The 13,117-nt window shown below is 59.7% G+C and carries 11 protein-coding genes; 7 read left to right on the top strand and 4 right to left on the bottom strand.

What is annotated here, in order from left to right; all coding sequences use genetic code 11:
• Positions 1-29: 29 nt before the first annotated feature.
• Positions 30-254: a hypothetical protein gene (locus ACR3E6_RS02780; RefSeq protein WP_480485715.1), complete on the bottom strand. Its 225-nt coding sequence runs from the start codon at positions 252-254 to the stop codon at positions 30-32.
• Between the two features lie 311 nt (positions 255-565).
• On the bottom strand, positions 566-2,224 hold the full coding sequence (locus ACR3E6_RS02785) for an NAD+ synthase (protein ID WP_480485717.1): 1,659 nt from the start codon (positions 2,222-2,224) through the stop codon (positions 566-568).
• Positions 2,225-2,377: 153 nt separating this feature from the next.
• On the opposite strand from ACR3E6_RS02785, the gene ACR3E6_RS02790 reads away from it, so the two are divergent.
• Positions 2,378-3,859 (top strand): MORN repeat-containing protein, encoded by a 1,482-nt coding sequence (locus ACR3E6_RS02790; RefSeq protein WP_480485718.1) that lies wholly within the window; start codon positions 2,378-2,380, stop codon positions 3,857-3,859.
• A gap of 4 nt (positions 3,860-3,863) precedes the next feature.
• On the opposite strand, the gene ACR3E6_RS02795 is transcribed toward ACR3E6_RS02790, so the two are convergent.
• Positions 3,864-4,529 (bottom strand): SDR family NAD(P)-dependent oxidoreductase, encoded by a 666-nt coding sequence (locus ACR3E6_RS02795; RefSeq protein WP_171634821.1) that lies wholly within the window; start codon positions 4,527-4,529, stop codon positions 3,864-3,866.
• A gap of 288 nt (positions 4,530-4,817) precedes the next feature.
• Between ACR3E6_RS02795 and ACR3E6_RS02800 the strand changes: the two genes are divergently transcribed.
• Positions 4,818-6,386: a 2-isopropylmalate synthase gene (locus tag ACR3E6_RS02800; protein WP_480485720.1), complete on the top strand. Its 1,569-nt coding sequence runs from the start codon at positions 4,818-4,820 to the stop codon at positions 6,384-6,386.
• A 168-nt stretch (positions 6,387-6,554) separates the two neighbouring features.
• Here the strand turns inward: ACR3E6_RS02800 and ACR3E6_RS02805 are convergent, their stop codons facing one another.
• Positions 6,555-7,340 (bottom strand): 23S rRNA (adenine(2030)-N(6))-methyltransferase RlmJ, encoded by a 786-nt coding sequence (locus ACR3E6_RS02805; protein WP_209834617.1) that lies wholly within the window; start codon positions 7,338-7,340, stop codon positions 6,555-6,557.
• Between the two features lie 155 nt (positions 7,341-7,495).
• On the opposite strand from ACR3E6_RS02805, the gene ACR3E6_RS02810 reads away from it, so the two are divergent.
• From ACR3E6_RS02810 to rodA, 5 genes are read left to right on the top strand one after another with little or no spacing between them, the layout of a single operon-like run.
• Positions 7,496-8,542 (top strand): rod shape-determining protein, encoded by a 1,047-nt coding sequence (locus tag ACR3E6_RS02810; protein WP_039523195.1) that lies wholly within the window; start codon positions 7,496-7,498, stop codon positions 8,540-8,542.
• A gap of 58 nt (positions 8,543-8,600) precedes the next feature.
• A complete protein-coding gene (gene mreC, locus ACR3E6_RS02815) occupies positions 8,601-9,503 on the top strand; it encodes a rod shape-determining protein MreC (protein ID WP_170346418.1) in 903 nt (300 codons plus the stop codon).
• Positions 9,496-10,032 (top strand): rod shape-determining protein MreD, encoded by a 537-nt coding sequence (locus tag ACR3E6_RS02820; protein ID WP_171634834.1) that lies wholly within the window; start codon positions 9,496-9,498, stop codon positions 10,030-10,032. Before mreC ends, ACR3E6_RS02820 begins: the two co-directional genes overlap by 8 nt.
• A complete protein-coding gene (gene mrdA / locus ACR3E6_RS02825; RefSeq protein WP_171331337.1) occupies positions 10,029-11,978 on the top strand; it encodes a penicillin-binding protein 2 in 1,950 nt (649 codons plus the stop codon). Before ACR3E6_RS02820 ends, mrdA begins: the two co-directional genes overlap by 4 nt.
• Positions 11,975-13,114 carry a rod shape-determining protein RodA gene (gene rodA / locus ACR3E6_RS02830; RefSeq protein ID WP_171634836.1) on the top strand — a complete coding sequence of 380 codons (1,140 nt, stop codon included), beginning with the start codon at positions 11,975-11,977 and terminating at the stop codon, positions 13,112-13,114. The genes mrdA and rodA overlap by 4 nt, the downstream gene beginning before the upstream one ends.
• The last annotated feature ends 3 nt before the right edge of the window (positions 13,115-13,117 follow it).

The following is a 13,117-nucleotide window of genomic DNA, read 5'->3' on the forward strand; positions in this document are numbered from 1 at the left end:
GCCTGAGGTTAATAGCGCGGGGCCAAAGGTTACGCTGCGCCGGACAGTTCCGCCCATTTCTGACGCAAGATCGCGGACAACCGGTTTTCCTTCAGCGCCGCTTGCGCGGATACGTCTTCCTGTGGAAGCAATTGCGGAAACTCTGGCCGCAACATGGCCGCTTTCTGATCTTCCGACTGCCGCTGCTCATTCAACAGATCGGCAATTGCCGCATCCAGCTTTTCTTCATCGAAAACTTGCGGCAAAGATTCCATTGTGCGCCATTTCAAAGGCGCATGAAGCGATCTTTCAACATTCTCGTACATTTCAACACCAAACCATTCACTCAGACATCCAACCCCGGATACGCCGCGATCACCACGGCTGGCCCTCGCCATCAACAACAATGCGTCGCATCCGCCCCACATTGGGCAACTTCCAAGCAAAAATGTGTCAGAAAAATGTCACCCAAGCAAGCCAGGGATGGCCTTTTTCGCCCCGGCGCACGGGCTTTGCTCCTCGATCAGGGGACAATGCGCAGCGCGAAAACTCCACTGTTTCCGATCTGATGGGTTTGGCTTCGATTTCAGTGACGATCACGCCAGCGATTTACGATCGGGTACCGCCGGTCCAGCCAGAATGCCCGCTTGCTCAAGCGTGTGCCCGGAGCGGACTGGAACCGTTTGTACTCGCTGATATAGATCAGGTGCTCGACCTTTCGCGCGTCCGCCTCGTCTAATCCGGCGGCGACGCAATCCGCGATGGAGCCATCCTGATCGACCAGAATGTCAAGTATCGCGTCCAGTATGGGATAGTCCGGCAGACTGTCACTGTCCTTCTGATCTTCGCGCAGCTCGGCGCTGGGGGGTTTGTCGATGACGGACGGGCGAATGACCTCTCCGTCAGGCCCCATCATCCAGTCTCGATGGTTGGCGTTGCGCCAGCGGCAGGTTTCGAACACGCGGGTCTTGTACAGATCCTTGATCGGGTTGTAGCCGCCATTCATATCACCATAGATCGTGGCATAGCCCACCGCGACCTCGGACTTGTTGCCGGTGGTCAACAGCATTTCGCCGAATTTGTTCGAGATTGCCATCAGCAAAAGCCCGCGCAGGCGCGACTGAATGTTCTCCTCGGTCAAGCCTTCGTCCAACCCCGCAAATAGCGGAGCGAGCGTGTTGGTGACGGCAGCCCGGCTTTCCGAAATCGGCACATGGTCATAGTGCACACCCAGCGCCTTGGCGACGGCCTCGGCATCGTCCAATGACGCTTGGCTGGTATATTCCGACGGCAACATCACGCAGCGAACATTGTCGGCCCCGATGGCATCCACCGCGATGGTCGCCACCAACGCGGAATCGATCCCTCCGGACAGTCCCAGAACTGCTTTTTTGAAACCGGTCTTGCACATATAGTCCCGCAGGGACTGCACCATCGCGCGATAATCCTGCTCCCACACATCCGGCTGGGGCACGATTTCTGTCGGCACAATGCGCCAGCCATCGTCGCCACGCTCAAGATCCACCTGCGCAACCACTTCGTCGAATACCTGCATCCGGAAGGCCAGCTCCCCGCCCGGGTTGAGACCGAAGCTGGCACCGTCAAAGACCTGATCGTCCTGCCCGCCGACCATGTTCAGGTAGATCAGCGGCAGGCCCGTTTCGACCACGCGCGCGACCATATGGTTCAGACGTACATCGTATTTGTTCCGGAAATAGGGCGACCCATTGGGGATCAGCAGAAACTCGGCCCCGGTTTCCTCAAGGGTTTCCGCCACATCCGGGTGCCAGCCATCCTCGCAGATGGGGCTGCCGATCCGGAAGTTGCCAACCGAATAAGGACCACCCAGAGGACCCGCATCATACAGGCGCACTTCGTCGAAAACAGTCTCATTCGGCAAGTGGTGCTTCAGAACCTTGCTGGTGATCCGCCCCCCCTTCAGGATCAGATAGGCATTGTACAACTTGCCATCATCGACCCACGGACCACCCAGGGCAATCGCGGGTCCATCGGCGCATTTTCCGGCCAGAGTCTCGACCGCATCCATGGCCGCGCGATGAAACACCGGCTTCAGCACCAGATCCTGCGTGTTGTATCCGGTGATGAACATCTCGGGGAACGCCACCAGATCGGCGCCCGCCGCTTTGCCCTGTTCCCACGCGGCAACGACCTTGGCCGCATTGCCGTCGATATCCCCTACGGTCGGGTTCAGTTGCGCCAGAGTGATGCGGAAACGGTCGGCCATGCTGCCCTCTTGCCTCGTCAGTCCTACTGCCATTTAGCAGATCACCGCGCGAGTAAAAGGCCAATGCGGCAAAACCCGTTGCCCTGCCCTCGACGGTGTCCTAGTTTTGCGCCCAGGGATGCAACCAACGATGATCCGGCAGGCAGGACCAAAATGAACGTGATCCGAAACTCAATTGGGGCTGTGGCCATGAGCCTGGCAGCTGCGACCGCTGTTGCGCAGGACGGCACGATTATCGTCAAGGATGACGAAGTGGGCGGCGTCTACGAGGGCACTTATGAGAATGGCCTGCGCCACGGGACGGGTACGTATCGGCTGCCCAACGGGTTCGAATACACCGGCCAGTGGGTGGAAGGCGAAATTCAGGGCCAGGGCATCACCAAGTACCCGGATGGATCGGTTTATGAAGGCGCGTTCGTCAAAGGTCAGCCGTACGGGCGCGGCAAGATCGTTTACGCCAATGGCAGCAGCTATGACGGTGAATGGTCCAACGGATCCATTAACGGCACGGGCATCGCTGAATTTGCCAATGGCTCGCGCTATGAGGGTGAGTTCAGGAACGCGCAACGGCACGGCAAGGGCAAACTGACCTTTCCCGACGGATATGTCTACGATGGCGACTGGGTGGACGGTCAGCGGCAAGGTAAGGCCACGATCACCTATGCCGATGGCAGCGTTTACGAAGGCGATGTCAACGCCGGCTTGCGCGATGGCACAGGCACCCAGACGATGCCTGACGGAATGGTGTACGAAGGCGAATGGACGCAGGACCAGATCACCGGAACTGGTCGCCTGACCTATGCCAATGGTGATGTGTATGAAGGCGAGCTTGTGCAGGGGCGCCGTCAGGGCAAAGGCAAAGTAACTCACGCGTCAGGGGACGTCTATGAGGGCGACTTTGTCGATGATCGCCGCCATGGCAAGGGCACGTTCACCGGAACCGATGGATTTGTGTACACCGGCGACTGGAACCAGGGTCAGATAGAAGGCCTGGGTGAGCTGACCTATCCCGACGGTTCGGTTTACGTGGGCGATTTCGTGGCCGATCTGGCGGAAGGAAACGGCCGCATCACCTATCCCGACGGCTCCACTTACGAGGGTGAGTGGATCGCTGGCGTTATCGAAGGTCAGGGTACGGCGACCTATGCCACCGGCATGATCTACAGGGGCCAGTTCAAAAACGCGCAAAGCCACGGCAAGGGTGTGATGACCCGCGCGGACGGTTCGATCTATGACGGAGACTGGGTCAACGGGGTCCGTCAGGGAAAAGGCAAGGCGACCTACTCTGACGGCACGGTCTACACCGGGGACTTCGTGAACGGAAAGCGTCACGGCAAAGGAGAAATCGTGACCCCTGCCGGGTTCAAGTATGTCGGCGACTGGTCCGAAGGCAAAATCAACGGTGAAGGCATAGCGACCTATTCGAACGGCGACGTCTATGAGGGCAACTTTGTCGACAACAAGAGGCAGGGCAGCGGAACCATGCGCTATGCCAACGGGCAAGAAGAAACTGGTATCTGGGAAAACGGTGTTTTGCCAAATCAAACCCCGGACCAGCAGGGCGGCGCAGACGCTCCGGCACAGCAGACAGACCCGGATTCAGAGGTGGCACAACCAGATCCGTCTGGCGAATGATCGCTCACCAGGGAACAGGTTTTCCGGCCCAGTCAAAGAACCCACCGGTATCCGCCGGGCGCAACCCGCCGATCACGGACATCAGGTTGCGCGCGGCTTCACCGGGTTCAACGGCAGGGTGCCGTCCCAGATATTTCCGAGTAAACTCTGTCTTGACCGTGCCGGGATGCAGCGCAACACATATCGCCTGTTTATGGGTCCGGGCCAATTCAATTGCCGAAGTATGGACGATTTGATTGACCGCGGCCTTGGCCGCGCGGTAGCTGATCCAGCCGCCCATCCGATTGTCGCCAATGGACCCGACCCGCGCGGACAATACAGCAAATACCGAACGCCGCTGTCGCGGCAACAACTGATGGGCCCGGCTTAGCACCAACGCCGGACCTACGGCATTCAGAGCAAACTGGTCCATCATTGCCCTTGCCGAAACAGATCGAATGGTCTTTTCGGGCGCATTGCCTGAAATTTCCAGCGCCCCGGAAGCGACAAGAACAAGATCGAACGGGCCCGATAAGCGATCAAGCATCCGGCTCGCTTGATCTGGCTCCATCAGATCGAACCCCTCGACAGAGCGCGAGAGGCACGTCACCGCAACGCCCTGTGCCTCCAATTGCTCGCGTACGGCCGCACCAATCCCGCCGGACGCACCAATGATCAAAGCAGTATCCATCTGTGACCAGCTAGCGGCATGGACGGATCAATCAAGGGACGGGAATTTCCAACCCCCTGCACCGCAACTTGTCGAAAATTGGTTCTTTTCATTCCCGGCGGCGTCTGTATAACCTCAGACCCATGATCAACTGCGCAGATATCCCTTTTGCCAAAGCCGCCCCTCGCGGCGCGGTTCTGCGTGGCCTACTGATCCTAATCCGCCTCTGAGCGTGCCATCCGGCGCGCCCGCTCAGAGGAGGACGCCAGCGCGCCAACAGGCTTTAGGACAGACAAGAAAGAGATTCCCATGACCAACGTGACCGACCAAGACCGCGTCTTGATCTTCGATACCACTTTGCGCGACGGCGAGCAGAGCCCCGGCGCGACCATGACCCATGACGAAAAGCTCGAGATTGCCGAACTGTTGGATGACATGGGCGTCGACATCATCGAAGCCGGTTTTCCGATCGCATCCGAAGGTGACTTCAAAGCGGTAACCGAGATCGCGCAACGATCCAAAAACAGCCGCATCTGCGGTCTGGCCCGCGCCAATTTCGCCGATATCGATCGCTGCTGGGAGGCGGTCAAACACGCGGAACAGAACCGCATTCACACCTTCATCGGCACCTCTCCACTGCACCGCGCCATTCCGAACCTGACACAGGACGAGATGGCTGACAAAATCCACGAAACGGTCAGCCACGCGCGCAACCTGTGCGAAAACGTGCAGTGGTCGCCGATGGATGCAACCCGGACCGAATGGGATTACCTGTGCCGCGTCATCGAAATCGCGATCAAGGCCGGGGCAACCACCATCAATATCCCCGACACCGTGGGATATACTGCGCCTCTGGAATCCGCTGACCTGATCAAACGCCTGATCGAAACGGTTCCGGGCGCAGATGAGGTGATCTTTGCCACCCATTGTCACAACGACCTCGGCATGGCGACAGCGAACTCGCTGGCGGCGGTCATCGGTGGCGCACGCCAGATCGAATGCACCATCAACGGCCTGGGCGAACGCGCCGGCAACACCGCCCTGGAAGAGGTCGTGATGGCAATGCGCACGCGCAATGACATCATACCCTTCCACACCGGGATCGACACGACCAAGATCATGCATATCTCTCGCCGGGTCGCCACGGTGTCGGGCTTCAACGTGCAGTTCAACAAGGCCATCGTCGGCAAGAACGCGTTTGCCCACGAAAGCGGCATCCATCAGGACGGCATGCTCAAGAACCGCGACAATTTCGAGATCATGCGCCCCGAGGATATCGGCCTGTCGGGCACGTCCCTGCCTCTGGGCAAGCACTCGGGCCGCGCGGCTCTGCGCGACAAACTGGAAACGCTGGGTTTTGAAGTTGGCGACAATCAACTCAAAGACATCTTCGTGCGGTTCAAGGATCTGGCGGATCGCAAGAAAGAAGTGTTCGACGACGATCTCATTGCGCTGATGACGTTGGACGAGGCGGACGACTATCTGCAATTGGTGTCGATGAAAGTCACCTGCGGCACCGGCGGCCAGGCGGAATCGACGGTCGAGCTGGAAGTCGACGGCAAGGACGTCATCGCAACTGAACACGGTGACGGGCCGGTAGACGCAACCTTCAAGGCGATCCGTGCGATTTACCCCAACACGGCCCGTTTGCAGCTGTATCAGGTTCATGCGGTGACCGAAGGCACCGATGCGCAGGCCACGGTTTCGGTCAGGCTGGAAGAAGATGGCATGATCGCCACGGGTCAGTCGGCGAACACGGATACTGTCGTGGCTTCGGCCAAAGCCTATATCCATGCGCTGAACCGCCTGATCGTGCGCCGGGAAAAGACCGGCCCGGGCGCGGATGCCCGCGAAATCAGCTACAAAGACCTGACCTGATCAAAATTGGCGCGGTGAGGGGCTCCCGCACCTGCGGGTGCCCGGCTGCGCCGAGCACCCTTGCAGCTTTGGGCCCGGCAGCGCGCGCGGCGCTGCCCAACATGTTTGACGGCATCTCTGATGCAGGCAAACAGGGCGGGAGTATCGGTTGCATTTCTTTGGCTGGCCTCAGAGGCCTGCAAATAGCTGCGACAGGCGTGTCGTCTCTTCCTCGATGCCGAATGGTGCGTTCAGAATGAACATCCCTGACCCCACCATCCGATGCCCCTCGCGCACCGGTGGGAACGTCACCTCATGGCAAATGGCCTTGGGGAAGTTTTGCGCTTTTAGCGTCGCGATCATCCGGGCGTGGCGTTTGTCCTTCAGAACCGGGTACCACAGCGCGATCACCCCGACATTCCATTTCCGGTGCAGTTTGGCAATCGCTGCGGGCAGTCGATCGTAGTCGGTCTTCACCTCATAGCTTGGGTCAATCAGCAATAGCCCCCGACGCGGCGTCGGAGGCAGCAGGGATTGCACCAGTTCAAACCCGTCCTGCCGATACACCTTCGCCCCGAACGGCGACATAGCCAAAGACAGCGCGGCATGTTCCTGGGGGTGCAGCTCGGCAAAATGCAGACTGTCCTGATCCCTCAACAGATGTGCTGCAATCATCGGCGACCCCGGATAGGCCGCGTCGCCGTGCCGGGCCCGTATGTTTTCCAGAACCCGCGCCATCGGATGTCCGGGGCCGAACCACCCTTCTCGTTTCGCGCGCTCGATTCCCGCCGCCGCCTCGCCCGTCCTCATGGATTCGTCCGCGTCCAACTGGTACAGCCCCCGCCCGGAATGCGTTTCGACATAGCTGAGCGGCTTGTCCTTCTGCGTCAAATAATTCAGCACCCAGGCCAGCAATGCGTGCTTTTGGACATCAGCCAGATTCCCGGCGTGGTAAATATGTTGATAAGAGAGCATTTTGCCTTCTAAAGTCCCATTCAATAAGGCGGAAAGGTGCTGATTGTCGCGGAATCAGCCCTTTTACCGGGCGTGATGGCACCCTATAAGTCATCCGTCCCGGAACCGTCGAGTCGCGGGCAGTAGAAAAACCGACATACAGGATCAGGGGAAACATGGGGATCTTTGGCAATCTGGGCGGCCTGTTCACAGCGGACATGGCCATCGACCTTGGAACGGCGAACACGCTGGTTTACGTCAAGGGGCGCGGTGTCATCCTGTCTGAGCCTTCGGTCGTAGCCTATCACGTCAAGGACGGCGTTAAGAAAGTTCTGGCCGTCGGCGAAGATGCCAAGCTGATGCTGGGACGAACGCCCGGTTCGATCGAAGCCATCCGCCCCATGCGTGAAGGCGTGATCGCCGACTTCGACACCGCCGAGGAAATGATCAAGCACTTCATTCGCAAGGTGCACAAACGTTCGACCTTTTCGAAACCCAAGATCATCGTCTGCGTACCTCACGGTGCGACCCCAGTCGAAAAACGCGCAATCCGTCAGTCGGTTTTGTCCGCAGGCGCGCGCCGCGCGGGCCTGATCGCGGAACCGATCGCCGCCGCCATCGGCGCGGGCATGCCGATCACCGACCCGACCGGCAACATGGTCGTCGACATCGGCGGTGGTACGACCGAAGTGGCCGTTCTGTCGCTGGGCGACATCGTCTATGCCCGCTCGGTCCGCGTAGGTGGCGACCGCATGGACGAAGCCATCATTTCGTACCTGCGCCGTCAGCAGAACCTGCTGGTCGGTGAATCCACTGCGGAACGCATCAAGACGACGATCGGCACGGCGCGGATGCCTGATGATGGCCGCGGCCAGTCGATGCATATCCGGGGTCGTGACCTGTTGAACGGCGTACCCAAGGAAATCGAGATCAGCCAGGCCCAGGTCGCCGAGGCGCTGTCGGAACCCGTCCAGCAGATCTGCGAAGCGGTGATGACCGCGCTGGAGACCACTCCGCCCGATCTCGCCGCCGATATCGTGGATCGGGGCGTCATGCTGACAGGCGGTGGTGCATTGCTGGGTGATCTGGATCTGGCCCTGCGCGAACAGACCGGCCTGGCCGTGTCCATCGCGGACGAAAGCCTGAATTGTGTGGCTTTGGGCACCGGCAAGGCGCTAGAATACGAAAAACAGCTGCGCCACGCGATTGACTACGAAAGCTGAGGCGCGCACCTTTTAGGGGCAGTCTGAATTCGGCACGAGCAGCACGGGAAGGTAACCTGTGGCAAAAGACCGATCACAGCGCGATGACTACACGACCCCTCTGCGCCGCTTGTTGTTGGGGATCGTTATCCTGTGCTTGCTGGGTATCTTTCTGGTTTGGCGGATCGACAGCCCGCGCGTCGAGCGGTTCCGCGCGCAGGTGGTGGACGCGGTCGTACCATCGATGGATTGGGCCATGGTGCCCGTGACCGCCGCTGTGAACCTTGTGCGCGATTTCCAAAGCTACCAGCGTCTGAGCGAGCAGAACCGCGAGCTGCGCAGCGAACTGCGCCTGATGCGTGCCTGGAAAGAGGCCGCACTGCAATTGGAGCAGGAAAATGCGCGGCTGTTGGATCTGAACAATGTCCGCCTCGACCCGCGCCTGACATACATCACGGGTGTTGTGATGGCCGACAGCGGATCACCCTTTCGGCAGTCCGTCCTGTTGAATGTGGGGGAACGCGACGGGATCGTTGATGGCTGGGCCACGATGGATGGAATCGGGCTGGTTGGCCGAATTTCCGGCGTCGGGCCAGACACGGCTCGGGTGATCCTGGTGACGGATGCCACCAGCGCCATTCCGGCAACGATTCAGCCTTCTGGCCAGACCGCGTTGATCAAAGGAGACAATACTCCGGCCCCAGTGGTCGAGTTTCTTGAAAACCGAGAGCTGGTCCGCCCCGGTGATCGGGTGATCACATCCGGCGACGGTGGCGTTTTTCCGGCAGGCCTTTTGATCGGCCAGATCGCCGCAGATCCGGGCGGCCGCCTGCGCGTTCGCCTTTCAGCAGATTTTGAACGGCTCGAGTTTCTTCGTGTTCTGCGCTTCCATTCGCCCCCGCCGATTCAGGATCCGGGTGGGATCGTCGGGCCAACTCGGCCCGAAACTGCGCTTGTGCCGGATGAGGTCAGCGATGGATAGGCCCGCCTCATACAACTGGGCCATGCGCGGCCTTTACGTTGCGCTGGCCTTTGTCGTTCTGTTTCTGCATTTGCTGCCGCTTGATGCGCAACCGGATCGCTGGCCTTTTCCTGATGTATTGATTGCGCTGACCTTTGCCTGGGTATTGCGGCGCCCCGATTATGTGCCCACGCTGCTGGTCGCGTTTGTCATGCTGATGGCGGATCTGTTGCTGCAACGCCCGCCCGGCCTTCTGGCTGCGCTGGTGGTGTTTGGCACAGCCTATCTGCGCTCTGCCGCTCCGGGTATGAAGGACACTGGGTTTGTCGGAGAATGGATGTCTGTCGGTGTGGTGATTGCCATGGTCTTTTTGACGAACAGAGTCGTTTTGTCGATCTTGTCTGTGCAGCAGGCCGCTTTGTGGCCAGTCGTTATGCAACTTGTGCTGACAATCGCCTTCTACCCGTTCATCGTGCTGTTGAGCCAAAGCGTATTTGGCGTCCACCGCCTGTCTGCTGCGGATGCCGGAGCCGTAGGGGGCGGAGCATGAAACAACGCAAACCCAAGTCGCAGGGCCTTGCCTATAAACGCCTGCCACGCCGGGCGCTACTGCTGGGCGGTTTGCAGGCGGCTTTTATCGGCGGGCTGGCCGCACGGATGCGTTTCATGCAGGTGGATCAGGCCGACGAATACCGCCTGCTGGCCGAAGAAAACCGCATCAACATTCGACTCATCCCGCCAACCCGTGGACGTATCTATGACCGCAATGGTCAAATCATCGGTCAGAACTCACCATCCTATCGCATCGTCATCGTGCGTGAAGACGCAGGTGACGTCGACAAGGTGATTGCCAAATTGTCGGAACTCATCCCGCTGAACGATGATGAGATCGAACGCGCCCGGACTGAAATGCGCCGATCAGCCCCGTTCCTGCCGGTCACTCTGGCGGATCAGGTCACTTGGGAAGACATCTCGAAAGTCGCAGTCAATGCCCCGGCCCTTCCGGGTGTGACGCCCGAAGTGGGCCTGACACGGCAATACCCACGCTATGAGGATTTCGCCCATATCGTCGGCTATGTCGGCCCGGTCAGCGACTACGATCTCAGCAAGCTCGAAGACCCCGAGCCGGTTTTGCGAATTCCCAGGTTTCAGATTGGCAAGGTCGGGTTGGAAGCCAAGCAGGAAACAGCCCTGCGTGGCAAAGCCGGTGCAAAGCGTGTCGAAGTCAATGCCACAGGGCGGGTCATGCGCGAGCTGGACCGGCAGGAAGGTCAGCCGGGTGCGGACTTGCAATTGGCGATCGATGCCGACCTGCAACAATATGCGCAAGCGCGGCTGGCAGGAGAAAGCGCGGCGGCAATTGTTCTGGATTGCGAAACCGGGGACCTGCGCGCTGTCAGCTCTACACCCAGTTTTGATCCAAATCTGTTTGTGCGCGGTATCTCGGTCGCGGATTATCGGGCATTGACGGGGGACAAGTACCGCCCTCTGGCCAACAAGTCCGTGCAAGGCACTTATCCTCCGGGGTCGACCTTCAAGATGGTCACCGCATTGGCCGCGCTGGAGGCCGGCGTGATAGGCCCTGGAAACACAGTGTATTGCCCCGGGCATCTAAAGGTCGGCAGCCGCAGGTTCCACTGCTGGAAGCGCGGCGGGCATGGCACGGTCGATCTGAACCTGTCGCTGAAACGCAGCTGCGACGTCTATTACTACGACGTGGCTTTGCGGGTCGGGATCGACAAGATATCCGAAATGGCTCGTACTTTGGGCCTAGGCGTCAAACACGATATTCCGATGTCGGCGGTCGCCGCTGGACTTGCCCCCAATCAGGAATGGAAGCAGCGGACACACGGTCAGGATTGGCTGGTGGGCGACACGGCCAACGCGTCCATCGGGCAAGGGTTCATGCTGGCATCACCGCTTCAACTGGCCGTCATGACGGCTCGTATCGCCACCGGCCGATCGGTGACACCGCGCCTTGTACGTTCGATCGACGGTGTCGAACAGCCTTCGGGCGCAGGGGAACCGCTGGACATCAACGCCTACAATCTGGAACAGGTGCGCAAGGCCATGTACTCGGTCTCGAACGATCGGCGTGGGACGGCCTATCGCAGCCGCATCATCGCAGACGAGTTCCGCATGGCCGGCAAAACCGGCACCAGCCAGGTCCGCAACATCACCAAGGCCGAACGTGCCGCCGGCGTGATCCGCAACGAAGACCTGCCATGGGAGCGTCGCGACCACGCCTTGTTCGTCTGCTTCGCGCCCTATGACAATCCGAAATACGCGGTTGCCGTGGTCGTTGAACATGGCGGCGGCGGGTCCAAGGCGGCGGCACCGGTCGCCCGCGATATCATGCTTCAGGCGCTCTACAACGGTACCCCGCCGCTTGAGGCATATCCGGTTGCCGACCGCGAGCGGATCAAGGAACAGCAAAAACGGCTCGAGGGCGACCGTCGCCCCAAAGCGCGTCCCGACGGAAAGGACCGCGCATGAGCTATCTTGAATATGCCGTGAAATCCACGCCGTCGGGGTTTCGGAAATTCCTGTACATGAATTGGCCGCTGACCCTGTTGCTGATCAGCACGGCCAGCGCAGGGTTCCTGATGCTGTATTCGGTTGCAGGCGGGTCGTGGACACCCTGGGCGGAACCACAGATGGAGCGGTTCGGGCTTGGCCTGATCGCGATGTTCATCATTGCTTTGGTTCCGATCTGGTTCTGGCGCAACATGTCCGTGCTGGCCTATCTCGGGTCGGTCGCGTTGCTGGTATTCGTGGAGTTGTTCGGCACCATCGGCATGGGCGCGCAGCGTTGGATCGACCTTGGGTTCATGCGCCTGCAACCCTCAGAAGTCATGAAGGTGGCCCTGGTCATGGTTCTGGCGGCGTATTACGACTGGCTGCCATCGCACAAGACGTCGCGCCCTCTTTGGGTCTTTGTTCCCGTGGCCCTGATTGTCCTGCCAACCCTGCTGGTTCTGAAACAGCCGGATCTCGGCACGTCGATCCTGCTGTTGGCTGCCGGTGGCGGGCTGATGTTTCTTGCGGGTGTCCACTGGGCCTACTTTGCAGCCGTCATTGCCGCCGTCGTGGGCCTGATCGCCGCCGTGTTCAACAGTCGCGGGACCGAATGGCAGTTGCTCAAGGATTATCAGTTCCGCCGGATCGACACGTTTCTTGACCCCTCTACCGATCCTTTGGGTGCCGGGTATCACATCACGCAATCCAAGATCGCCCTTGGTTCCGGGGGCTGGAACGGGCGCGGTTTCATGCAGGGTACGCAATCCCGGCTGAACTTCCTGCCCGAGAAACACACCGATTTCATCTTCACCACCCTCGCAGAGGAATTCGGATTCGTCGGTGGCATCACGCTCTTGATTCTCTATGCCCTGATCCTTGTGTTCTGCATGGCGACCGCACTGGCCACCAAGGATCGGTTCTCGTCACTGGTTACTCTGGGCATCGCGCTGAACTTCTTCTTGTTCTTTGCCGTCAACATGTCGATGGTGATGGGCATGGCACCGGTTGTGGGCGTCCCACTGCCAATGGTCAGCTATGGCGGATCGGCCATGCTGGTGCTGATGGCCGCGTTCGGCATCGTCCAAAGCGCTCATATCCATCGTCCCCGCTGATCC

The sequence above is a fragment of the Ruegeria sp. AL3 genome, assembly GCF_056536065.1.

Coding starts and splice junctions, on each gene's coding strand:
- ACR3E6_RS02800 (WP_480485720.1), top strand. CDS start 4,818: ATGACCAACGTGACCGACCAAGACCGCGTCTTGATCTTCGATACCACT.
- ACR3E6_RS02810 (WP_039523195.1), top strand. CDS start 7,496: ATGGGGATCTTTGGCAATCTGGGCGGCCTGTTCACAGCGGACATGGCC.
- rodA (WP_171634836.1), top strand. CDS start 11,975: ATGAGCTATCTTGAATATGCCGTGAAATCCACGCCGTCGGGGTTTCGG.
- mrdA (WP_171331337.1), top strand. CDS start 10,029: ATGAAACAACGCAAACCCAAGTCGCAGGGCCTTGCCTATAAACGCCTG.
- ACR3E6_RS02820 (WP_171634834.1), top strand. CDS start 9,496: ATGGATAGGCCCGCCTCATACAACTGGGCCATGCGCGGCCTTTACGTT.
- ACR3E6_RS02780 (WP_480485715.1), bottom strand. CDS start 254: ATGGAATCTTTGCCGCAAGTTTTCGATGAAGAAAAGCTGGATGCGGCA.
- ACR3E6_RS02790 (WP_480485718.1), top strand. CDS start 2,378: ATGAACGTGATCCGAAACTCAATTGGGGCTGTGGCCATGAGCCTGGCA.
- ACR3E6_RS02795 (WP_171634821.1), bottom strand. CDS start 4,529: ATGGATACTGCTTTGATCATTGGTGCGTCCGGCGGGATTGGTGCGGCC.
- ACR3E6_RS02805 (WP_209834617.1), bottom strand. CDS start 7,340: ATGCTCTCTTATCAACATATTTACCACGCCGGGAATCTGGCTGATGTC.
- ACR3E6_RS02785 (WP_480485717.1), bottom strand. CDS start 2,224: ATGGCCGACCGTTTCCGCATCACTCTGGCGCAACTGAACCCGACCGTA.